20 protein-coding genes are annotated in these 23,024 nt (G+C 61.4%); 6 read left to right on the top strand and 14 right to left on the bottom strand.

What is annotated here, in order from left to right:
• A partial coding sequence (locus JWR14_RS02730) for a glycogen debranching N-terminal domain-containing protein (RefSeq protein WP_299700875.1) occupies nucleotides 1–733 on the bottom strand: 733 nt, incomplete at its 3' end.
• A 154-nt stretch (nucleotides 734–887) separates the two neighbouring features.
• Between JWR14_RS02730 and JWR14_RS02725 the strand changes: the two genes are divergently transcribed.
• Both JWR14_RS02725 and JWR14_RS02720 read left to right on the top strand, forming a co-directional pair.
• Complete coding sequence (locus tag JWR14_RS02725) at nucleotides 888–1,706, top strand: sulfite exporter TauE/SafE family protein (protein ID WP_299700872.1); 819 nt, start codon at nucleotides 888–890, stop codon at nucleotides 1,704–1,706.
• 430 nt (nucleotides 1,707–2,136) lie between these two features.
• Complete coding sequence (locus tag JWR14_RS02720; protein ID WP_299700869.1) at nucleotides 2,137–3,825, top strand: acid phosphatase; 1,689 nt, start codon at nucleotides 2,137–2,139, stop codon at nucleotides 3,823–3,825.
• A gap of 74 nt (nucleotides 3,826–3,899) precedes the next feature.
• Here the strand turns inward: JWR14_RS02720 and JWR14_RS02715 are convergent, their stop codons facing one another.
• The 3 genes from JWR14_RS02715 to JWR14_RS02705 form a co-directional block, all read right to left on the bottom strand.
• Entirely contained in the window at nucleotides 3,900–5,354 is a 1,455-nt protein-coding gene (locus tag JWR14_RS02715) for a DUF308 domain-containing protein (protein WP_299700866.1), read from the bottom strand.
• A 211-nt stretch (nucleotides 5,355–5,565) separates the two neighbouring features.
• A complete protein-coding gene (locus JWR14_RS02710; RefSeq protein WP_299700864.1) occupies nucleotides 5,566–5,955 on the bottom strand; it encodes a RidA family protein in 390 nt (129 codons plus the stop codon).
• A 64-nt stretch (nucleotides 5,956–6,019) separates the two neighbouring features.
• Nucleotides 6,020–6,925: a LysR family transcriptional regulator gene (locus JWR14_RS02705; protein WP_299700861.1), complete on the bottom strand. Its 906-nt coding sequence runs from the start codon at nucleotides 6,923–6,925 to the stop codon at nucleotides 6,020–6,022.
• Nucleotides 6,926–7,044: 119 nt separating this feature from the next.
• On the opposite strand from JWR14_RS02705, the gene JWR14_RS02700 reads away from it, so the two are divergent.
• Entirely contained in the window at nucleotides 7,045–7,947 is a 903-nt protein-coding gene (locus tag JWR14_RS02700) for an NAD-dependent epimerase/dehydratase family protein (RefSeq protein WP_299700858.1), read from the top strand.
• 100 nt (nucleotides 7,948–8,047) lie between these two features.
• Here the strand turns inward: JWR14_RS02700 and JWR14_RS02695 are convergent, their stop codons facing one another.
• Nucleotides 8,048–9,142, bottom strand: coding sequence for a malate/lactate/ureidoglycolate dehydrogenase (locus tag JWR14_RS02695; RefSeq protein ID WP_299700856.1), 1,095 nt, complete (start codon nucleotides 9,140–9,142; stop codon nucleotides 8,048–8,050).
• Between the two features lie 136 nt (nucleotides 9,143–9,278).
• A complete protein-coding gene (locus JWR14_RS02690) occupies nucleotides 9,279–10,742 on the bottom strand; it encodes a M20 family metallopeptidase (protein WP_299700853.1) in 1,464 nt (487 codons plus the stop codon).
• Between the two features lie 246 nt (nucleotides 10,743–10,988).
• On the opposite strand from JWR14_RS02690, the gene JWR14_RS02685 reads away from it, so the two are divergent.
• On the top strand, nucleotides 10,989–11,504 hold the full coding sequence (locus JWR14_RS02685) for a DUF1993 family protein (protein ID WP_299700850.1): 516 nt from the start codon (nucleotides 10,989–10,991) through the stop codon (nucleotides 11,502–11,504).
• A gap of 35 nt (nucleotides 11,505–11,539) precedes the next feature.
• Here JWR14_RS02685 and JWR14_RS02680 read toward each other — a convergent pair whose 3' ends face one another.
• Nucleotides 11,540–12,769, bottom strand: a complete 1,230-nt coding sequence (locus JWR14_RS02680; protein ID WP_299700882.1) for an AcvB/VirJ family lysyl-phosphatidylglycerol hydrolase — start codon at nucleotides 12,767–12,769, stop codon at nucleotides 11,540–11,542.
• A gap of 44 nt (nucleotides 12,770–12,813) precedes the next feature.
• On the bottom strand, nucleotides 12,814–15,408 hold the full coding sequence (gene mprF, locus JWR14_RS02675) for a bifunctional lysylphosphatidylglycerol flippase/synthetase MprF (RefSeq protein WP_299700847.1): 2,595 nt from the start codon (nucleotides 15,406–15,408) through the stop codon (nucleotides 12,814–12,816).
• Nucleotides 15,409–15,755: 347 nt separating this feature from the next.
• Here mprF and JWR14_RS02670 point away from each other — a divergent pair, with 347 nt between their 5' ends.
• Nucleotides 15,756–16,118, top strand: coding sequence for a hypothetical protein (locus JWR14_RS02670; RefSeq protein WP_299700844.1), 363 nt, complete (start codon nucleotides 15,756–15,758; stop codon nucleotides 16,116–16,118).
• Nucleotides 16,119–16,134: 16 nt separating this feature from the next.
• Here JWR14_RS02670 and JWR14_RS02665 read toward each other — a convergent pair whose 3' ends face one another.
• The 5 genes from JWR14_RS02665 to JWR14_RS02645 all read right to left on the bottom strand — a co-directional run bounded on the left by JWR14_RS02665 (nucleotide 16,135) and on the right by JWR14_RS02645 (nucleotide 21,045).
• On the bottom strand, nucleotides 16,135–16,680 hold the full coding sequence (locus JWR14_RS02665; protein ID WP_299700841.1) for a hypothetical protein: 546 nt from the start codon (nucleotides 16,678–16,680) through the stop codon (nucleotides 16,135–16,137).
• A gap of 230 nt (nucleotides 16,681–16,910) precedes the next feature.
• Complete coding sequence (locus tag JWR14_RS02660; RefSeq protein ID WP_299700838.1) at nucleotides 16,911–17,978, bottom strand: ABC transporter ATP-binding protein; 1,068 nt, start codon at nucleotides 17,976–17,978, stop codon at nucleotides 16,911–16,913.
• 14 nt (nucleotides 17,979–17,992) lie between these two features.
• Nucleotides 17,993–18,826, bottom strand: a complete 834-nt coding sequence (locus JWR14_RS02655; RefSeq protein WP_299700835.1) for an ABC transporter permease — start codon at nucleotides 18,824–18,826, stop codon at nucleotides 17,993–17,995.
• The gene (locus tag JWR14_RS02650) at nucleotides 18,823–19,686 is read right to left on the bottom strand and encodes an ABC transporter permease subunit (RefSeq protein ID WP_231937196.1); all 864 of its coding nucleotides are present in this window, start codon (nucleotides 19,684–19,686) and stop codon (nucleotides 18,823–18,825) included. The genes JWR14_RS02655 and JWR14_RS02650 overlap by 4 nt, the downstream gene beginning before the upstream one ends.
• Nucleotides 19,687–19,905: 219 nt before the next feature.
• Complete coding sequence (locus JWR14_RS02645) at nucleotides 19,906–21,045, bottom strand: ABC transporter substrate-binding protein (protein ID WP_299700832.1); 1,140 nt, start codon at nucleotides 21,043–21,045, stop codon at nucleotides 19,906–19,908.
• A gap of 484 nt (nucleotides 21,046–21,529) precedes the next feature.
• On the opposite strand from JWR14_RS02645, the gene JWR14_RS02640 reads away from it, so the two are divergent.
• The gene (locus JWR14_RS02640; protein ID WP_277038182.1) at nucleotides 21,530–22,300 is read left to right on the top strand and encodes a DeoR/GlpR family DNA-binding transcription regulator; all 771 of its coding nucleotides are present in this window, start codon (nucleotides 21,530–21,532) and stop codon (nucleotides 22,298–22,300) included.
• A 4-nt stretch (nucleotides 22,301–22,304) separates the two neighbouring features.
• On the opposite strand, the gene JWR14_RS02635 is transcribed toward JWR14_RS02640, so the two are convergent.
• Nucleotides 22,305–23,024: PhoU domain-containing protein (locus tag JWR14_RS02635; RefSeq protein ID WP_299700825.1), on the bottom strand; the 720-nt coding region annotated here is incomplete at its 5' end.

Genomic DNA, 23,024 nt, shown 5'->3' with positions numbered 1-23,024 from the left:
GTGAATGCGGCGCAGGCGAAAACTGGATGCGCGCGGTCCGCTCGACTTCGTCCAGACCCGTATAGCGCAACACAACCTCGCCATCTTCGATGCACGGCTCGCGCATGGTTCCGCGTTTCGGGCGCGTAGAGCCGCGCACCTCGAACATGTCGTGGAAGTCGGCGGCGAAGTTGATCGAAAGTGGCACCGTGGCCGGTTCCGTGCCGTAGTTGGTCAACACAATGGCTTCGTGCAGCACGTGCCGCGACAACACCCGGCGGCGCTCGACGTGGATCACACCTTCGGGCGTGCTCGCCCCGCCAATGAGCGGCAGCGGCCGGTTGGTCAAATGCGCGGTAAACACGGCGTTGTCACTCGACACGCTGCCTGACAGCAGCGACGGCGAGCGTCCGCCGAAGGTCAGGCGCAACTGCGACAACACGCGGGTGTCGTTCACGAAAAGACCGTCGTCATTACCGCGGATGTCGCCATTCGCGTCGTTGACCACGAAGGTATTGCCGGCCTTGAGCACAAACTGACGCTCGTTCGCGTAATTCGTATGTTCAGTTGCGATAAACGCGCCGTCCGTGTTTGCGACGGGCGTCGACGGAGGAACCTCAAGAACGCCGGCCGTACTGCGGATCGGGTCGGGCATGTCGTCGTGAGCGGGGCCATGGGCAGCTTCGCGAGCGATATCACTGGCCTGTCGGTCGCTGAGCGCCTGCTTTGCTTGCTGTTGTTCCTTCGTTTCCATTACACCTTCCTGAAAGAGTTGCCTGGACACCCGGCCGATTGTACGACCGGAGCCTGCGAATCAAATTTTTGCGGTTCGGAGGCAAGCGCAACGCGGAGCCGCTATCATCGACCGTTTTTCGACCGACGCTCATCCAACCGGTTCTCCCCGCCGCATGTCTTTTCCTCACATCGATTTACTGTATTCAGCATCCGGCCTGGCCGTTGGCTTCCTCGTGGGCCTGACTGGCGTAGGCGGCGGCTCGCTGATGACGCCACTGCTCGTGCTCCTGTTCGGCATCCACCCGGCCACCGCGGTCGGCACAGACTTGCTCTACGCGGCCGCGACCAAGACAGCCGGCACGCTGGTCCACGGCATCAAGGGTTCCGTGGACTGGCGTATCACTGGCCGGCTCGCGGCGGGAAGCATCCCTGCGGCGGCAATCACCCTGCTCCTGCTCAACCGGTACGGATTAAACACACCCGCCGCAGCCCGGGTGATCCAGCTCGTACTTGGCTACGCGCTGCTGGTTACCGCCGTCTCGCTCGTGTTCCGTCCGCAGCTTGCGCGCCTCGCCTACAAGACCGGCATGGCTCGCGAAGCCAGCGGCAAGCCAGGGGCAGCGAGCCGTGAAGCCCGCACCGTGGCCTGGACCGTGCTCACCGGCGCGATCCTGGGCGTGCTCGTCTCTATCACCTCGGTCGGCGCAGGCGCCATTGGTGTGACCGTGCTGTTGCTGCTCTACCCGCGTTTGCCGACCGCGCGGATAGTCGGCTCGGATATTGCACATGCGGTTCCGCTTACGCTAATTGCGGGAACCGGCCACTGGCTGCTTGGTTCCGTCAACTGGGACCTGTTGCTGTCCCTGCTCGTGGGTTCGCTGCCAGGGATCGTGCTGGGCAGCATGCTTTCCTCCCGGGCGCCGGAGGTGCTGCTGCGCAACGTGCTGGCCGCCACCCTGGTGATTGTTGGTGTGAAACTGGTACTCAGTTGATTCCCGGGCAGTTCGAACGATAGTAGTCGCCAAGCGTGACGCTTTCCAGTCGACCGAACGGCATATGGGTCTGGCCGAGCTGTTTTTGGGCGCATAGGCCGTTCGGTCAGCTATCGGGAAGCAAGCGGTTTGGGGCAAGATTCAGGTAGACGGAAGGGGCTTAAGTAACCCACGGCAATAACCCGCAGGCACAACACACAGGCGCGCTTCGCCATAGCGACCCGGTCGCATCTTGTGCTCGTGCATTGCGTTGATCCGCGGGTTTGGTTCAATGCTTTGATTCGTGGATTTGATTCAAAATAGTCCGCGGCAAAATTGAGTCACATTGTTTAGCCACGTCAATAAGCACATTATTTAGCCACATCAATAAGCGCGTTGATAAGTACATCAATGAGCACATTGATGAGCCGCCAGACATCCAGGAGCTGCGATGAGTCACACTGACGATCCCCGCGACGAATCACCCGCGTCCGACCTACCTCAAGACCCCGTGCGCCGTCGCCTGCTTGCGGCTGGGGTCGGCCTGGCTGGCCTGACCGGATTGTCGCTCAGCGGCTGCAATCTCTTTGACTCACGCCCGGCTACTCCCAAGACGGCCGCTGACATCGCGCTCGACCGAACGCTGCAAGCGCGGGTCCGTCATATTGTCGTGATCTACGCGGAAAATCGCAGCTTCAGCAACCTCTGGGTTGACTATCCCGGCGTGCAATATCCGCTGGAAGCCGTGCCTGCGTCGCGCTACATGCAGCTAGACCGCGACGGTCGCACGCCCATGCCTGTTCTGCCGAAAATATGGGGCGGCCTCGTGCCGCAAGCGCAGGAAGTGGACGGCAAACGCTACATGATTTCGGAGAAACAGATTGACGGCGTGCCGAACGGACCGTTCCATCTTGTCGACGCAGAAGGACGGCCACTGCCTAACGGCGTAATCACGCGCGACCTGGTGCACCGTTTCTATCAGAACCAGATGCAGATCAACGCGGGCCGCAATAACCAGTTCGCCGCATGGGGCGATTCCGGCGGCCTGGTCATGGGGCATTACCGCAATTCAGCGCAATCGCTGAAGCTTTGGAACATCGCCCGGCGAAACGTGCTGTGCGACAACTTCTTCATGGCCGCGTTCGGTGGGTCCTGGCTCAATCATATTTATCTGATTGCGGCGCAAGCCCCGTTTTATCCGGACGCACAGAACGGCCCGGCGAAAAAGCTCCTGTCCGTTGTGGACGGGGACGATCCGCTTGGGACGCGGCTGAAACTCGCGCCTGATTCGCCGGCATCGGCTCTGGACGGCCCTCCGTCCTTCGTCAACGACGGCGCACTCACAGCCGACGGCTACGCCGTTAACACCATGGCGCCGCCGTATCAGCCGAGCAACGTGCGCCCGGCGGAAGGCGGTGATCCGGCGCTGGCGGACCCATCGAACTATCGCGTGCTGCCGGCGCAGACTTACGCCACCATCGGCGACCGGTTATCCGACAAAGGCGTGGACTGGGCTTGGTATAGCGGCGGCTGGGACTATGCGCTCACGCATCGCGACACCGGCATGGTCCCCGATTTCCAGTATCACCATCAACCGTTCAATTATTTCCGCAGCTTCGCTCCTGGCACGCAGGCTCGCACGCAACATCTGCGCGACGCTGGTCTGGGCGACGATCCGTCGACGAACAAACTCATTGCGGATATTGACGCGGGGCGCCTGCCGGCTGTGACCTTCTATAAACCGCAAGGTAATCTGAACATGCATGCGGGTTACGCCGACGTCGAATCGGGTGACAGGCATCTCGCCAACATAGTCGAGAGAATCCAGCGCGGGCCGCAATGGGAAAGCACGGTCGTGATCATCACGCACGACGAGAACGGCGGCTGGTGGGATCACGTGCCGCCGCCCAAAGGGGATCGATGGGGACCGGGGTCGCGCATTCCGGCCCTGGTGATTGCGCCGTTCGCGAAGAAAGGAGTCGTCGACCATACGGTCTACGACACCAACTCCATCCTGCGCTTCATCACACGCGTCCACGACCTGGCGCCACTTGACGGTGTTGTCGCGCGCGACCGGGCATTCGCGGCAAACGGTGAAGCGCCGCTAGGGGACATGACGGCTACGCTCGATCTCGCCTGAACTACGCAAACATCCGGGCTGCGAGCGTTTGAATCGCACATGCCTCGACCGCGAACGCCCGGGCCGCGCACCCACTACGACACCCGCGAGCCGTCTATCCGGCTTGCGCGGGCGTCGGCGGCATCGGACGCTTCCTGCCGCCATTCACGCCGCGAGCGCAGCATCTTGCGCACCGCGAGCCGCGCCATCTTGAGATAGCCAAACGGCCGGGGATCGGCCAGCATGCTCAGCGCCCGCGCATAGTCGAGTGTCAGGCCGGGCGTCCAGGCCATGGTGGCCGCGCGCTTGCGGATCTGCGCGGCGACCCATAACTCCGGTGTGACGATCAGGCGCAGGAACGCGCGCCAACCAGTATCGCGGCCATGAAAGGTGCCCACCGACCCTTCGAGCGCCGCCTCCAGTGCCTTGGAAACCGTGCTCGAACAATTTCGGTACGTGAGGTTATAAGTCGGATCCTGCCGATATTTATCCCAGAACGCCTGCAGCCGGTCCGGCCGGTAATTGCGAATACGCACACGGGTCGTGGATTCGCACCATGCCTTCGATTCCGTCGCGTAGTCCGGCTGGAATGTGCCCGGCACGTTGTTCTCGCGAGTCGCGCGCAAGAGGCGCCCGAACTCATCCGGCGAACGATCGATTTCCACGCCCGGATACAGGCTGATGTAAATGCCCTCGGGTGACTCAAGCGCCGCGTGGCCCGTCGAGATGACGCCGTTGGCATCGACGGCAGCAATGTACCGGTCCACGATCAGGCGCCGGTTGGCCTGCGCCCGCGCGGAGCCGACCGGCGTCCACACATGCACGGTGAGCGCTTTTTCATCGGCGGCGGGAGGTCCGTCCCATTCGAACGGGCTGTCGGCTTCGGTCGCTACTGCGCCGGCAGCGTCTTTGACCGTGGCGGACTTTTCAGCGAGGGTGGGATCGGCGATGACGTCATCGGAGAGCGACAGCGCCTTCTCGCTTTCAGGCGGCAGGGTTTCCATGCGGCGCACGCGAAACCCGATCCACAGCATGTTCCAGCCGCCGAACGCGAGTCCAAGCCCGATCGCGTAAGGCGCGGTGCCAACATAATGCGTGGGATACGGTTCGAAGAAAAATACCGCGAGCAGGATTTCGACAATGGCCAACCCCAGCACGATCCTCCATCGGCTGTAACGCACCACGATGGCCGACACGCTCTGCAGCAAGCCATCGGCGAGAAAAAGCGTGCCGAAGATCATCGACAGAACGAAGTTGCCGTGATGATTGCCCGCCATGATCAGCAGCGCGGCGAGCGTGAACGCGCCGCCTTTCACGTAACGCAGCGTGCGCTGGCCGCCCACGCCAATACGGGCAACGGCGAGGGTCGCAAGACCTTCGATGAGCAGCAGCCAGGCGAAGACGTGGATAGGAAAATACAGGACGCCGTCGAGCGCGTCGATAAACACCGATACCCCGATCACCAGCCAGATGCCCCCTGCCACGGCCAGCGTGAGCCATCGGCGGCGCAAATAGTCCACACCCAGCAGAAACAGCACGAGTTGAATCATGACGTCACCTGTAAGGACGCGAAGGACGCGACCTCGCCATGATAGAAGCGCCGCCGCTTTACACCAACGGGATTCGAACGACTGTGCGCTCACCCCGATCCGAATCTGTCACCATCTCAGGCAAAGCAGCTATTGCGGACACGCAGAGTTGGGCCGGTTGCAGCGATGCCGTTGAGCCAGACCATCACGTCGACGACACTCGACCAACCACTCAAGCCGGTTCCACCCAGGCCCGCGCGGCGATTTCCAGCAGATAACCATAATGCAGTGCGCCCACAGGAACGACTGCCCGTGCGGGTTTCCAGTCACCGAAATGACGCGCGTAGATCTCGTTGAAGGTCTTCCAGTGATCCACGCCAACCAGGTAAACCGTCACTTCGATCACGTCCTTCAACCCCGCGCCGGCCGCCGCCAGCACCGTGCTGGCGTTGTCCAGCGCCTGCTGGGCCTGTTGTTCGAATGGCAAGTCACCGGTATGCGTGCCGTCGGGACGCATCGGCAATTGTCCGGACACACAGACGAGATTACCGGCGCGGGTGGCGTGGCTATAGTGGCCTGCGGGAACCGGCAGGTCTGGCGCGTTGATCAGTTCAATCGGCATATGGATGTTCACGAACGGGGAGAGGAAAAAGGAGAAGGCAAGCCGGCAGCATACGTCGCGTGCTTCAAAGCACCAACCGTCCTGCGATGAAATCGAGGAAGGCTTTCGCCCGTCCCGCCATTGATGCGCTCTGGTAGAACACTGCACTGATTGGTTGCCGGACATCGAGCAAAACGGGGTCCATCACGGTTTGCAGGCGTCCGTTGGTTACGTCGGCGTTAGTCATGTACGCAGCGAGAGACACGATCCCGCCGCCGGCCAGCGCAAGTTGCCGCATGGTCTCGCCACTCGATGCCGCAATGTCCGGCACGATCCGAAAACGCCCGCCCGCGTCGCGATTCTCGGTGTCGTCATCGATTAAAGGCCAGTCGTTCAGGCTATCGGGTGCTGTAAAACCAATCAGCCGATGCCGCCGCAATTCAGCCACCGTGCGCGGCTCCCCGCGTTCCGCCAGATACCCTGGACTTGCCAGGATGCGCAACCGGCTGCTTCCAAGCGAACGCGCGTGCAGCGTGGAATCCTGCAATGCGCCAATCCGGATCGCGATATCCACACGTTGCTCCATCAAGTCGACAATCCGCTCATTGCTGCTCAGCTCCAACACGATCTCCGGATACGCCGCGGCAAACGCCTGGACATGCGGCACGATGCAATGCAGCACGAAAGGTGACGCCGCATCGACCCGCAGCCGCCCCGCCGGCCGCTCACGTTGCCGGGCGATCGACTCCTCGGCATCTTCCATCGCGGCGAGGATGGCGCGGGCGCGCACGAGGAAGAGCTCGCCTTCGTCGGTGAGTTGCAAGCGGCGCGTCGTCCGCCGCACCAACGTGGCGTCAAGCTTGTGCTCGAGCCGCGTCAACGCCCGGCTAACGCCCGAAACGGTTTGCTGCAATGCTTCGGCGGCTGCCGTGATCGAGCCGCTGTCGATCACGGTCACGAACGCCAGCAGTTCTTCAGTCGTCGTTTTCATTTATCCATTGTTGATTTTGAATCAAGATTGATTTGAGACTAACACTGTTTTTGCGAAAGTCGAAGACGCGGATACTGCATGCATCGATTCAATTCATATGACTTACTTGGAGAACGGACATGAAGATTTTTGTAACTGGCGCAGGTGGTTTTATCGGCGGCTCGATTGCAGCGCGTCTGGTTCGCGACGGCCATCAGGTCAGCGGACTCATCCGTCGCCCGGAACAAGCGGACGAACTCAAGGCATTGGGCATTGAACCCGTCATCGGCAGCCTGGATGACCGGGAATTGCTGATCGCGCAGGCAAAAGCAGCCGATGGCGTCATCAATGCCGCCAGCAGTGACCATCGCGGTGCAGTCGAGGCATTGATCGAAGGGCTCGAAGGCTCGAACAAACCGCTGCTGCACACGAGCGGCTCGAGCATTGTCGGCGATGCGTCCGGTGGTGAAGGAACGGACATGATCTATTACGAAGACAAACTGCCCGAACCGACCGCCGATAAAGCCGCGCGCGTTGCCATCGACAACCTCGTGCTCGGCGCCGCCAAACGCGGCGTGCGCGCTTCCGTGTTGTGCAACACGCTGATCTACGGCCACGGCGCCATGGCAAACGCGAAAAGCGTGCAGTTGCCGCGTTTGCTGGCTCAGGCGAAAAAGAGCGGCATCGTGCGACACGTGGGGCCGGGCCGCAATATCTGGTCGAACGTGCATATCGACGATGTCGCCGATCTCTACGCGCGTGCGCTTGAAAAATCGCCGGCCGGTACGTTCTATTTCGTCGAAAGCGGCGAAGCGGCTTTCCGCGATATGACGACGGCAATGGCTAAGGTACTCGGCCTCGGCGCGCCGCAAGACTGGCCGCTTGAAGAAGCCAAGAAAGAATGGGGCTACGAAATGGCATCGTATGGACTGGGATCGAATAGCCGGGTGCGTGGCAAACACGCGCGGGAACTGCTGGATTGGGAACCGAAGCGGACGTCGGTGACCGACTGGATCAGCAACGAGATGCTGCAGACAAGCTAATCCAGATGCTCTGACGGCTAGCAGGTATGTTCAAGCTGCGCGGACGGGGTTCAAGCCTCGCCCGCGCGCTGTTTTAAAGACGCCTGCCCGCGCCCCAGCCTCACTTCAACGCGTGCACAAACTCCTCGATCTGGCCCGTCGGCATGCCCGATTGCACGGCGGCGGCGCGGATTTGCTGCCACGTGGTGGGATCAATGGGAATGCCGTTCGCGTTGAGATCGGCCCGCCGTGCCTGTTCCGGCTCGCCCGGCACCATGATTTTGTCGGTACCCGCCGCCAACGGCGACGCCTTCACCCACTCGACAAACGCATCGGCTTCGGCCTGCGCGTTGGGGGCATCGAAGGCATTCGGATCGACGATCACCGATGTCATGCAATTGATGATCGCGTTCGTCGTCCCCAACGTGTCTGCGTGCGTCGTGAATCCGCCCGACAGCGCGCCGCCGAAAATCTCGCACATCGCGGCGAGGCCATATCCTTTGTGCGCACCCATCGCCGTGAGCGAACCGAACGGTGCTTCGTGCATGACTTTCGGTTCGATAGTCGGCACGCCCGCGTGGTCGATCAGGTAACCCGGCGCGACCTTCACGCCCTTGTTGTAGGCCACGCGCGTCTTGCCGTAAGCAATCCCCGCCGTCGCAAAGTCGAGCACGAGCGGCGTGTTGCCTTCGCGCGGAAACGCGGCGCAGAACGGGTTCGTGCCAAAGCGCCGGTCGATACCGCCAAACGGCGCAACCAGCGGATCACCCGCCACATTGACGAAGTGAAACGACACAAGACCGGCCGCCGCACACTGTTCCGCCCAATGCCCGATACGGCCAATGTGATGCGCATTGCGCAAGCCGACGGCGCATACGCCGAGCTTCTTCGCCCGCTCGATGCCGTGCTCCATCGCTTCAAACGCCACGACCTGGCCGAAACCCTTGCGACCATCGATACTCAGCACCGCGCCGACATCGCGAACAACTTCAGCGTGCGTATTGAGCTGCAATTCGTTGTCCGCGAGCGACGCCATATAGCGCGGAATCATGCCGACGCCGTGCGAATCGTGTCCCGACAAATTCGCCATCACCAGATGATCCGCGACCAGTTGCGCTTCACGCGGCGTACTGCCGGCGTGGGTCCATATCGCGCTGACAAACGCGTGCAAGGTGTCCGGTGCAATGCGCGATTCGCGCGTGGTTTCAGTGCTCATGCGACTGCGTCTCCAATTTAAGAACAACAACTGCGCGCCGGGTTAGCCGGCGCGTTGGTTCATCACCCTACCGTTTAAACTAAAACGGCGCGCAAAAGCTGCGCGCCGTCTGGAAGTCAGGGTTGACCACCCGCCATCAAGGCGTCGCCGCGATCACCTCGGCCACCGTTGCCGTGAGTTTCTTCGCGAAAGGCACATGCAGGAATTCGTTCGGACCGTGCGCATTCGACCTCGGTCCCAGCACACCGCATACCATGAACTGCGAACGCGGAAAGCCTTCTTGCAATGTGTTCATCAATGGAATGGTACCGCCCTGACCGAGGAACGCGACATCCGCGCCGAAATGCCGGCGCGACGCATCATTCAGCGCCTCACCCAGCCACGGCGACAGGTCGGGCGCGCTCCAGCCCGTCGCTTCGCCGCGCTCGGGCTTGAACGTGACCTTCGCGTTGTAGGGCGGATCGGCTTCGAGCATGGCCTTGAGTTCCGCAAGGGCCTTCGTGGCTTCGACCAGCGGCGGCAGGCGCAACGACAACTTGAACGCGGTACGCGGGCGCAGCACGTTGCCGGCATTGATCAGCGACGGCAGCCCTTCGGCCCCGGTCACCGCCAGCGACGGCCGCCAGGTGGAATCGAGCAGCGCTTCACGCGGGTCCGTTGTGACGGGCAACACCGTGCCGCCATTCTGGCCGCAGGTCCACGGGAGTTTCTTCCATACGTCGTCGCCGAGAATGCGGGCCGTTGCTTCCGCTTCGCTCAACCGGCGTGACGGGATATCGCAATGAAAACCCTTCGGCAGCAGGTTGCCCGTGCTCGAATCTTCAAGCCGTTCCAACAGCCTGCGCATGATGCGAAACGTGGATGGCGCAATGCCGCCGTTCGTACCCGAGTGAATGCCTTCATCAAGCACTTGCACTTCCAGGTCGCCCGCGACCAGGCCGCGCAGCGACGTTGTCAGCCAGAGCTGATCGTAATTGCCCGCACCGGAATCCAGGCAGATCACGAGACTGACGTTGCCAAGCCGCTCACGCAGCGCATCGATGTACGGCAGCAAATCATAGCTGCCCGATTCTTCACACGTTTCGATAATGCCAACACAGCGCGGCCGCTCGACGCCCTGCGCATCCAGCGCGGCGATCGCGCTGATTGATGAGTACGTGGCGTAACCGTCGTCCGCGCCGCCGCGTCCGTAGAGCTTGCCGTCTTGGTATTTGGGCGACCACGGACCGAGATCACGACGCCAGCCGTCGAACTCAGGCTGTTTGTCGAGATGGCCGTAGAGGACAATAGTGTCGCTGCTGTTCGAACGCGTTGCCGGGGCTTCGAAAAAGATCACGGGCGTTCGATTGGGTAAGCGGATGATTTCCACTTTCAGGCCACGAACAGGTTGCCGTTCAGCCCATTGCGCAGCGTCCGTAATGACGCGTTCGATGAATCCGTTGCCAGCCCAATCGAGGTCGAACATCGGGCTTTTGGCGGGCACCGCAATGTAGTCGGTGAGCGCGGGGAGAATTTCGTCATCCCACTTCCGGTCGATGAATTCGCGCAGTACCTCACGGTCGATGCGCTGTATTTCTTGAGTAATATCGTCTGAGCTCATGACGGGCATCCCGGCCGTTTAAATGTCAATGATAGCCGTGTTTAGCGGCAATTCGAATGCACAGTTTCTCATGAGCGACGTATCGGACGGGCGACTTTCGCCTTGGGCAGCGAGCGCGACAGCCGTTTCGAAAGTGTGAAAAATGGCACGCACGTGCTGTAAGAATGCGGCGCTCGAGCGGCGGAAAAAGCGCTACGGGCGACGTCCCGGTATGCTTGTGGCCCGATCAAAATCAGGAGCCTCTCCATGTCCGTTTCAATGTATTGCGCGACTGTTCCCGTTTTCATCCGCAGCCTCGATGTGCTCGCTTCCCTGCTCGACAAAGCCGCCGCCCACGCAAAAGAAAAGGGCTTGAGCGACACTGACATCACGAGCGCACGGCTATACGACGACATGCTGCCGTTCGCGGCGCAAGTCCAGCGCGCAAGCGATACATCGAAGGCATCGGCGGAACGTTTGTCGGGCGTCGCCGCGCCCCGCTTCGAAGACACCGAAACGACCTTCGCGGAACTGCGGGAGCGCATTCTGAAGACGACGGCGTATTTGAAAAGTATCGATGCCGCGACGTTTGACGGGTCCGACACGCGTGTCGTGACCATCAAGCAAAAGGGCTTTGAACTGAAATTCAGTGGCGCCGAATATTTGTTCCAGTTCGGACTGGCGAACTTCTATTTCCATATTGTCACGGCTTACGACATCCTCCGGCACCTCGGCGTACCGGTAGGAAAGCTCGATTTCCTCGGACCGCTTCAACCGGCGTAAGCCGTAACCAAGACCAAAGACAACCGCCGCGCGGCTCAGGTCCGCGCGGCGACCGGCTTCTCGATCTGCTTCTCGATCTGCTTCTGCCAGCTAGTCAGGATGCGTCGTGCGAGCACGTTGTAATCGCCGCCGAAGTGGTGATCGCCCGTGGTCTTCACCACTTCTATCCCTGTCTGCGTCAGCGCGGGACAGAGCGTATCTTCCTCGGCCGCTCCGTAGATGCACTGCACAATCGACGGCGGCAGTTTCGCCAGTTCGGGCCGCACTTTAAACGCATCCTTGCTGGCAGGCATGCCGAGCCAGCCGGTGACGCGAATCTGGAAATCGGCGTCGGGCGAAAAACCCATCAACGATACAAACGACACCTTCGCGCGCACCGAATCCGGCAGCCGGTTATAGGCGAAGGGCATCACGTCCGCGCCGAACGAATAGCCGATCAGCGCGACGTGCTCCGAGTGCCAGCGCGCGCTGTAAGCCTGGATCACGCGTGCGAGGTCGTGGCTCGTCTGCTCGGGCGTCTTCGCGCTCCAGAAATAACGCAAGCTGTCGATGCCGATCACCGATACCCCATCCTTCTGCAACGACTCCGCGACGGTTTTGTCGAGATCGCGCCAGCCGCCATCGCCGGAAATCACGATGGCAAGCAGCTTGGTCGGGTGCGCGGCGGGCAGTTCTATGAGCGGCAAATCCGACACGTCTTCGTCGCGGAGTTGCTCTACCTTCAGATGCGGCGTGGCGAGCGCGAGCAGCGCATCGGCCTGCGAGCCACTGGCGGGCTGCGTGGTTTTATCGAAGAAACCGGGCAGGCCCTTCGCATGCGTGATGGTCGGATCGGGCGGGCACAGGTTGAAACGCGCGTCCAGTTGCGGATCGGGATTCAGTGCAAGTGCGCCCGCGACCGTATTGTCCGGCGCCTGCGCCAGGATTTTGGTAGCCAGCACACCGCCTTGGCCCGTGCCCATCAGGATCGGCGCGAAATAACGGCTTGATTGCACTTCGCGTTCAAGCTGATGGCTCACCGACTCGGCATCGCCAACCAGGTTGTGGCAGGTCTCTTTCTCCGCCGGCAACTTCGCCGCGTAGCGCGCCGTGTCCACGCCAACCACCATCGCGCCATTTTTGGCCAATGCGTCGGCGGTTTGCGTGTCGGCAGGGGTCCAGTTTTTATCGGAAAAAAGCACGACAAAACCGCGCATCGGGCCGGCGGGTTTCGTGAATGTCACGTCGCCATAGCGGCCGCCCGGCAAGGTGCCGGCTTGCGCCATTGAAACCGACAACAACGAAACGAAGACTAACTTCTTGAAAAAAATCATGAACGCCAGCCTCCCGCCAGCAACGAGAGATCTGCGAGCGTGAAAAACACGCCGACCGAGCCGGATGCCGCGAGATAACGCGGTTCCCAACGCGGCTGGAACTTGCTCTTGAAACCGCGCAAGCCCCGGAAATTATAGAAACGTCCGCCAAACCGCCAGACCAACCCAGCCAGCCGATGCCACGGCGAAGCAAGCGGTGTCGGCTGCATGCCGGACAAAGGCGCAATGCCCAGGCTCAAGGTCTGGAATCCGGCCTGCTTCAGATGCAGCGCGAGCTTCGTGAACAGATATTCCATCGCGTACGGCGACGCGTCAGGCTGATGCCGCATCACGCCAACCGTGGCTTCGGTATTCAGGTCCGTCGTCATGAAAGTGACGAACGCCACCGGCTTGCCTTCCTGGCGCACCAGCAACACCGACTGCGCGGCGAGGTAATCGTCGGTGAAGGCCGCGACCGAGAAACTCTTTTCCCGCGCCTCGCGGCTTCCGAGCCACGCATTGGAAATCTCGCGCAGGATCGGCATGGCATCAGGCACACGGTGGGTATCGATGACCTCCACGTCGAAGCCGTCACGTTCGCCACGCTTCAGCGCGTATCGCAAATGGGCGCGATGCGATCCCTTCAGGTCGAAATCCTCCAGCACCACATGCGCCTCCTCGCCAAGCTTCATCAGCGTGAGACCAGCATCGAGGTAAAGCGGCAGCGCGTCGGCGCGAACCTGATAGAACGCCGCGCGACCGTTGTGCGCATGCGCCATTTCCACGAACCGGCGGATCAGCTCCGCCCATTCGCGGCGCGGCCCGACCGGATCGTGCAACGCCGCCCAGGTGCGACCGTGTTTCGCGTACATCAGGAACGCCTCGCGCGAAGTCGAGAACAGGAAACTCTTGTCGCCCATCATCGCGAGGCCGGCGTCGCTGCGCTCCTGCGCGCGGAAAATGCGCGCGGCATCGAGCAAGTCCTGCGGCGCGGGTTTTTCGAACCGGCCAGCCGCCGGACGCAGCAACTGCCAGACGGCGAACAGCGCAGCGGACAAGCCCGCCGCGAGCGTCGCGCGCAACGCGCGCGGAGCGCGTTCGTCGAATGCAAATTGCCACCAGAGGTCGCGGCTGTAATTGACATCGCGAAAAGCGAACAACATGATCCAGACCGCCAGCCCGATCACGATCCCCACCGACATCAGCCAGCTCGCCGTGAACCGCTCAGCCAGCAGCGACGAGCGCCGGTTGAAGCGGTCGCGGGTGGCGAGCAATAACGTGATCAGCACCGCGAGCACGCCCGTTTCGACAAACGCCAGCCCCTTCGCCATCGACAGCGCCAGGTTAGCCATCGCGAGCGCGATGGCGAGCCACCAGGCGGCATCGAGACGACGCAGCAAACCGCGCGCAACGAACAGCAGAACGACGCCCAGCACGCTTCCCAGCAGTTGCGAGCTTTCGAGCACCCACAACGGCAATACGGCTTGCAGCACCGCAATCCGTTTGCCGAACGCGGGCGTTGCACCGGAAATCACGAGCATGCCGCCGACCACGAAGGTCACCACGCTCAGGAACACAGGCGCGAGTTGCGACACATTCGATGGATTCAGGAAAGCGAAACGCCCCTTGAGCGCCCGGCCTTCGAAAGCCGCCAGGACGAACGTCGCGGCGATCAAGGGCAGGCCGAAATAGATCGCGCGATAGGCGAGCAGCGCAGCCAGCATCTCGGGTGTGTTCACGCTGCCGCCGAGCGCGAACACCATCGCAGCCTCGAACACGCCGACACCGCCAGGCGTGTGGCCGATCATGCCCAGCAGCATGGCTGCGGAAAACACCGTGAGGAATTCGCCGAAGCCCACCTGGGCGTGCGGCAGCACGGCCCACAGCGCGAGCGCCGCGGCGCTTACGTCGAGGACGGCGAGCAGGAGTTGCGCAACGAGGTCGCGGCGCGCCGGAATGGTGACGGCAAGCCAGCGCCAGCGCGTTTGCAGGGTTCGGGGGGCGGCACGGCACAGCACGATCATTGCCGCGAATCCGATCAGGACCGCGCCGCCGATGACTCGCAGGATATCCGGCGATACATGCAGCATGGCGGCCAGGGTATGGGCGGCGCACACCATGCCGATCGCTGTCATCAATGCCAGCGCGAGCGCCAGCGTGACGCTCGTGAATACTGTCAGGCGGCCGACCTGCGCGGGCGTGACGCCTGCAACGCCATATACGCGGCAGCGCACCGCGCCGCCGGTCAGCGCGCCGAAACCGGTCGCGTTGCCGAGTGCGGAGGCAACCGTCGCCCCGACCCACAGTACGGAACGGGGCACTTTGACGTCGAGGTAACGCAGGCCGACGGCGTCGCGGCCAGCCAGCGCCACGTAACTCAGCACGGTGGCGGCAAGCGCCCCGGCCCATGCCTCGAAGCGAAGCGCGCGCAATTCGTGAACGACCGTTTTATAGTCGACGGCGTGCGACAGATGCTGGAACACCACCAGCAGCAACGCGCACACGACCAGCGCGAGAACGGGCGCGGTAAATCGCTGCAATCGCCACGCTTTCGGCAAACCAAGCAGCGATTCCGGCAAAGGGACTGAACTGACACTATTTCTGCGAGACATGCGGATTACCGGACTTGCTCCAACGCCTTCTGGCCTTGCGGCGTGTAGGCGTTTTGTTGGTTCTTGGTTCTGATCGGCAGATGCCGGGACCGTTTCGCGACTATCCGGCGCTTACTCAGATTTCAAAATCCTGAATAGAACGTTACGGTTAGCAACGGCTGTATAACGGCGTAGGTTGACGGGACTTAAGAAAAGTGTGCGAGTCTATGCCGTTCGGACGAGTCCAGCAGCAGTTTTGCGCCCGCTCGGGCCGTTTTCTTCACACCTGATCGGGCGAGCGGTTAGCATCTTGGCTCCGATGCACGCCCTCGGGCGCGGCATTTATCATCGATAAAAGGTTCTACCGTATGAAAACGCAACGCCTCGCCGCCGCTTTGACCTTCGCCCTGTCTGTCGCCGTCTTCGCCCTGAGCGCCTGTGTGACCCAATACGATTCGCTGATCAAGACGGTGCCAGTCGGCTCGGGAACATCGAAACTCAAGGCGCTGCCGTTTGTGGCTTGCGTGAAAGCGAAATGGGCTCTGCGACCGCTGAAGATCGGCGAATACTCGCCGAACGCGGACGGCGACGTGATCACCGTGCACGGCGCTAACGGCCAGACCATGTTGCTGATCGACGCGGAACCGTCGGGGCTTGGCACGGGATATACGATTTACGGCGATATCGTGGGCGCGTCAGCCTATGTGGCCGACGCCCACAAATGCGACTAAACGACGCGGGGCAAGATCAGCTCGCGGCGCTCTTGAGATCGGTGTAAGCCTTGTGGGTACCCACGATGCGCCCGATCAGATAACCATCCGACGCGCACGCATTCACCCGCTTGTCGCCGTTCCACACGATTTTGTACTGCTCGTCCTGCAAACGGATGGCTGACGGATCGAACTGGGGTGGCGGCGCACCGGCGGTCTTGCCGCCTTCGCGCGCCTGTTCCATCACAAGGCGATTCCACGTGTAGGCGTAGCCATATTGCACGCCGTCGGCGAAGGCGTCGAGATCGCAGACCTGCTTGGGTGGCGTAATGGAGACTTCGGTCCGGTAGCCGCTGGGACCGCCGACTTCTATGCGTTGCGCGACGGGTGCGCCCGAGGCATCGACCTGCGCTGAGCGTCTCGGGGCGGGTTGCGGTTTGGCGGCGGCTACTTGGGCGGCGCTTGACGCGGGCTGCGCGCTGCTGGCGCTGTCGTTGGGAGGCAGCGGCGCACAAGCGCCAAGAACAAGAATCGATGCGGCGATGCAAACGCCTAGAGCCTTCAGATGGGTGGTGAAAATCACGCTTTTGCTGTCCGTCTCAAAATAAACCGAACACTACCTTAACATTTTGAGACGGACGCGTAGATTGTGCCGCTTTTGGGAAGGGTGATCGGACGGTGACGGCCCGGGGAAAAATGGCCGCTGTGGCAGCGCTGGCGAAACGGCAGGGTCCTGGCTTCACTCAAAGAAAAAGCCGCTTGCGAGAGACGAAGCGGCCTTCCTTGCAACAGCTATTAACCAATGCCAACCGGTCAAGCCCCCTCCTCCAGCACCAGCAAATTCTCATGCGAGAACCCGAGCGCCACGGGTTGTCCGCGTTCCGGCAAGCGCCGATTCGGGTCGTTGAATATGTCGAGGGAAATCACTGACTGGTCCACGCGTGTCCTGATCCGCACCACTGCACCGAGGAAATTGACCTCCTCGACGGTAGCCGCAAGCGTATTGCGACCGTTCGCCGGCGCTTCCAGCACGATAGCCTCGGGCCGGACCGCGAGCATCCGCTGCTTGCCGGCATCGCCGGAATTGAGTGCGTGCGAAGTCCGCAACTCCTGGCCGTCGACCACGATCTTCCCGCTTGCCGGATCCACCACCTGCCCCGACAGCAGGTTCAACGTTCCGACAAACGACGCCACAAAACGCGTACGCGGAAAGTTATAGATCTCAGACGGCGTGCCGATCTGCTCCACGCGCCCTTCGTTCATCACCACGATACGGTCGGAAATCGACAGCGCCTCTTCCTGATCGTGTGTCACGAAAATCGAAGTAATGCCCAGTTCGCGTTGCAAGCTGCGAATGTCCTCCCGCAACGAGACGCGGATCTTGGCATCGAGGGCGGACAGCGGTTCGTCGAGCAGCAGTACCTGCGGTTTGTTAGCCAGCGCGCGCGCAAGTGCCACCCGTTGCTGCTGACCGCCAGACATCTGCCACGGATACCGGTCGGCAAGATGAGGCAGCTTGATCAGCTCGAGCATCTCCTTCACGCGCCCTTTGATCTCTGCCTGCGGCCGCCCCAGCACCTTCAGCCCGAAGCCGATGTTGTCCGCCACCGTCATGTTCGGAAACAGCGCGTACGACTGGAACACCATGCCGACCTTGCGTTGCCGCGTGCGCACATGGGTGACGTCGCGCCCGGCGAGCTTGATCGTGCCGCGCGTGGGCGTTTCGAAGCCGGCAATCATTCGCAGCACCGTCGTCTTGCCGCAACCCGACGGCCCGAGGAAGGTAATGAACTCACCGCGCTCGATTTGCATATCGAACTGATGCAGCACAGTGTTCGTGCCGAACGTCTTGGAAAGGTTTTCGATCTCGAGAAGTGCCATGACAAGCCTGCCCTTTAAATTTTTTGTCCGGCGAGCGCGCGCGCCGAGCCGAAGACCTGAATAAGCCCCATCGAGGCCCACGTAATAGCAAACGCGATGATCGCGAGCGCCGACGGTTCATACGCCCGGTTCGCGCCAATCAACTGCAGATACGGCCCGAACGCCGGACGGTTGAGCAAGCTCGCCAGCGTGAATTCACCGATCACCACCGCGAATGTCAGGAACGCGCCCGACAGGATCCCGGAGCGCACATTCGGAAAAATGATCTTGAAGAGGATGGTCGGCCAGTTTGCCCCGAGGCATTCGGCGGCTTCGGTCAGCGAGCGGACATCGACGGCGCGCAAACCTGCGTCGACCGAGCGATACATGTAGGGCAAACACAGCGTGACGTACCCGCAGATCAGCAGGAAATCGGTCGCGCGTTCATTGCCGGTGAGTGGCAGGAACGAACTGCTGTTGTAGATATGCAGATAGCCGAACACGATCACGATGGCCGGTATCACCAGCGGCAGCAGCGTGATGAACTCGATCAGCGGACGCAGCTTCGGCAAGCGCAACTGCACCCAGTAGGCAGTCGGGACAACCAGCAGCACCCCAAGCACGATGGCGAACACGCCCATCATGATCGAGTAGCCGAACGACGCCTGGAAATGCGGATCCGAGAGGACCACGCGGTAGGCATCGAAGCTGTACTGATCGCGACGCATCTTCAGGCTGAACTCCACGGTCGCCGCCAGCGGCACCAGGAAGTACAGCGCGCCGATGACCATCGCGATCCACGCGCCCGCGCGCGTCTGGGCCCGGACCTTGTTGTCCGGTGCCGGATTGACAGTGGTGACGGTGCTCATCGACGGCCCCTTTCAGCGCGTGAGCGCAACCAGATATAACCACCGTTAGACAGGCCGGTCACCAGCACCATGCCGAGCGCGAGCGCATAACCGAGATTTTCGTTGTGCAGCACGTCGCCGCGAATCTGCGCATACAGCACGATCGGAACGATATTGAGCGAACTGCCGGTGAGCGCATACGCCGTTGCCACCGCGCCGAACGCATTGGCGAACAGCAGCAGCGTGGCGCCGAGCACGCTTGGCCAAAGCACCGGCAACGCGACAAACATCCAGTAATGGTAAGCACTGCCGCCAAGACAATCACAGGCCTCACGCCATTCGCGCTTCAGGCCGTCGAGCGCGGGTGTGATGATGAGAACCATCAGCGGAATCTGGAAGTACAGGTAGGTGAGCGTCAGCCCCGTGAAGCTCAGGATGCTGAAGCCCGTGGAATACAGGTTAATGCCAACGTACTTCTTCAGCAGCACTGTGACGAGCCCGACGCGCCCGAGCGTGCAGATGAATGCAAACGCGAGCGGTACGCCCGCGAAGTTCGACGCCACGCCGGAGAACGTCATCAGGGTCGGGCGAATCCACACAGGCAACTTGCCCTGCACGGCGGCCCAGGCCAGGAGGAGTCCGAGTACGCCGCCGCCCAGTGCCGATGCCGCGCTGACCTTGAAGCTGATCCAGTACGCGTCGAGCACGCTGGGCTGCAGCAACTGGCGGAAATTCTCCAGCGTGAAATGGCCCTGCGGGTCCTGGAACGCGCCGACCATCAGCCACGCGGTGGGCAACAGCAGGAACAAGACGGCAAACGCAAAAAACGGTAAGACGCCGAGATAATTCCATGCGGGCGACACGCGTCGCGCCGCCTTCATGCCGGGACCGAGCGACGGGTTCGACTGTCCCTCGCGCCCCTCATGTCCGGACATGGGCGTGGCGATCTTCGATGAAGTGCTCATGATGTCGCTCTTGACTGACAGGCCGCGCTGGGAGCATGGGACAAAGGACCAAGTACAAAGCGCGAGCCGGAAGGTTAGCCGGACCTGAAGTCCGGCTAACCGTGCACTACGTTACCTCGTGTACCAATCAAGCAGTTACTTCACGTTTGCGCCAACCACTTGATCCCACTGCTTCGTAATGAGCGCCTTCGAAGCGTTTTGCTCGTCGAGCGTCGGGAACACCACGTTCTTGTAGGCTGACGGCGGCGGCAGCTTGGCGAGCAGCGCTGCCGGGATCTTCTTGTTCGCTTCGAGGTCCTTGAAGCGGATCGGATGGCAGTAGCCGGTGAGCCAGCCAATCTGGCCTTCGTCCGAATACAGGTATTCCATCCACAGCTTCGCGGCGTTCGGGTGCGGAGCGTAAGCACTGATGCCCTGCACGTAGACGCCGGCCACTACGCCCGTCTTCGGCACGACCACCGCGACCTTCGGATTGCCCTTCAGCGTATCGCGATCGGCCAGCGCGTTGTAGTCCCAGCGCACGACGATCGGCGTGGTGCCTTGCGCCAGCGATGCCGCCTTGCCGATCACCGGTACGAAGTTGCCGTTCTTGTTCAGCGTGCTGAAGAAGCTCAGGCCTGCTGCGCCCGCCTTCGATGCATCGCCCTTGCTTTGCGACAGCCCGGCCGCGTACACAGCTTGAATGGCCTGGTTAGCGGAGCGCGGGTCACCTGCGAGTGCAACCGCATTCTTGTAGTCGGGCTTGAGCAAATCGGCCCAGTCAGCCGGGACCTTGTCGATCATGTCGGTGTTCACTTCAAACGACAGCACGCCATAGTAATCACCGTACCAATAGCCATCCTTCTCCTTGGCCGAGTCGGGAATCGACGCCCACGTCGACACCTTGTAAGGCTGCAGCAAGCCGGCGGCCTGTGCCGTCGGTCCAAACGACAAACCGACGTCGATCACGTCCGGCGCCTGCGGTCCCGTGTTGCCCTTGTTCGCCTTGATAGCTTCGACTTCGTCGCCCGAACCAGCGTCCGGATTCAGCTCGTTCACCGTGATGCCGTACTTCGCCTTGAAGCCCTCGATCAGCGCGCCATAACCGCACCAGTCGTGCGGCAACGCGATCGTGGTCAACTGGCCTTCCTTCTTGGCAGCAGCGATAAGGGACGCCGGCGGCGCCGCCACGGCCTGCCCCGCCACCGCGGTCAGCGCGGCGATGGCGGCCGTGATGGATGCCCGGCCGCCCAAGCGGCGAAATGTGGAGGTCACTCGCAACCCGTCTTGATTCATGGTGTTTCCATCCTCTGCCTGCGTGCTTACGTTTTTGGAAAGTTGCGTGCTGCGTGCATGCTGCATAGTCCGAAACTTGTTTTTTAATGCGCACTCACATTCGGCGCGCACGCGACTCTGGCGGCCAAATGTTTAAGAACGATGACGACGGTGAAAAAGACAGCAATCCAAGACTCGTTTCAAGCACTGCGGAAGGCCGAAGGAAACTATCCGCGAGTGTGACGGAGAGACTAAGATCAAATACCCAAATTCGCAAGTATCCAAAAAAATGCAACCTTGGCAGCGCCAGTTCTTGTTAATCTTTCACTGGATTTTTGAGTAACTGAAGTAACACGCGGCGCTCAGCAGCCAATTAATATTGGCGACACACGGGCGACACATAGTCCGCTCACAAGACTTTAAGCTGCCGAAGTCGATCGGCGGCCATGCAGCTTCTAATCGTTTTCACTAGTACCCATTCGACTTCAACGCTCAGGAATACAGCATGTGGCAGGAAGATCGTCATCAGAGAATTCGCGCGCTGCTCGCTACGCTTGAACGCGTGTCGACCGAGCGCATCATGGCCGAGCTCGGCGTGTCGCGCGAGACGGTCCGGCGAGATCTGGTAGATCTGGAAGCACTGGGTGAATTGCGGCGGGTACATGGCGGCGTGACGCGCCCGGCTGACGAAGCGCCGATCGCCGAGCGCAGCCATACGCACGTCAAGTCGAAGAACGCCATTGCACGGGCAGCCACCGCGCTGGTCAGCAGTGGACAAACCTTGTTCATCGATGCCGGCACGACCACCGCCATCCTGGCCGAAGAACTCGCGAAGCTGGCCAACCTGACCATCATCACGAACTCCATCGACGTCGCCCAGAAAATGCGGGCGACCGGCGAAAAGACCGAGTCAAGCAACGAGATCATCCTGCTCGGCGGCTCGATCAGCGACCGTGCATTCGCCACAGTGGGCGGCACGACGGTCTCCGAAATCCTCAGGTATCGCGCTGACGTGGCCTTGCTCTCGCCGGTCGCCATCGATCACCGGCATGGTGCGACCAACTTCGATCACGCTGAAACCGAAGTGGCTCGCGCCATGGTCGCGCATGCCGACCGGGTAGTAATCCTGGCCGACTACAGCAAGATCGGACAGTGCAGCAGGATCGCGTTCTGCCCGATCAATCGCGTGGATATCCTGATCACCAACAAGAAAGGCGCCGAAGGTCCGGCGTTACTGTCACTGCGCAAGAAGCTGCCGCAAGTGATTCTCGCCTAGCGTTTTAGACGCTATCGTTACCGTAGGTGGCGTCCAGCACACGGCGGCGCAGCCGTGTGTCGCGCAATGCGCCGGCTGCGTCGAGCACCGGGTAGGCCGTTGAGCAGAACAGCGAGTTGAGGCGCTTGAGGTCGCTGATGATGTCGAGATGCAACGCACTGGTCTCAATGCTGCGCGCGCTCTGCCCGGCTAGCCGGTCCAGGTGCGCATACGAATAACTGCGCTCGAGATCGCGGAACCGTTCCTTCTCGGCCAGCAAGCGCTCGGCGCTGCGCAAGTCACTGTTGAGAAATACGCTCAGGCCGAGTTGCAAGGTCAGGATCACGCGTGAATGCAGGTCCTCCAGTTCGCCCAGACCCTCGGGCGAAAACGCGAGCCGGTGCGTAATCTTCTTCTCCAGAATGTTGGTCACCACGCGCTCGATGATATCCCCCGCATGCTCCAGGTTGATCGTCAACGTAATGATGTCGGTCCAGCGGCGGCTATCCGCCTCGTCAAGCTGCTCGCGGGAGATGCGCGCCAGATAAGTCTTTACCGCGGCATAGAGCTGATCGATGTCGTCGTCCATGCGGATGGTCGAGCGCGCCTTGACCGGGTCGTGGGCTCGCATCAGGTCGATCAGGTTGGCGAGCATGGTACGGATGATGTCGCCAATCCGCAGCGCTTCGCGTGCAGCGTTCGCCAACGCGAGCGTGGGCGTGGAGAGCGCAACAGGATCAAGATA

This window comes from Caballeronia sp., from assembly GCF_028292365.1.
Lineage (GTDB): Bacteria > Pseudomonadota > Gammaproteobacteria > Burkholderiales > Burkholderiaceae > Caballeronia.
Note: the sequence above shows the minus strand (reverse complement) of the source record. Positions and strands in the feature narration are given on the sequence as shown.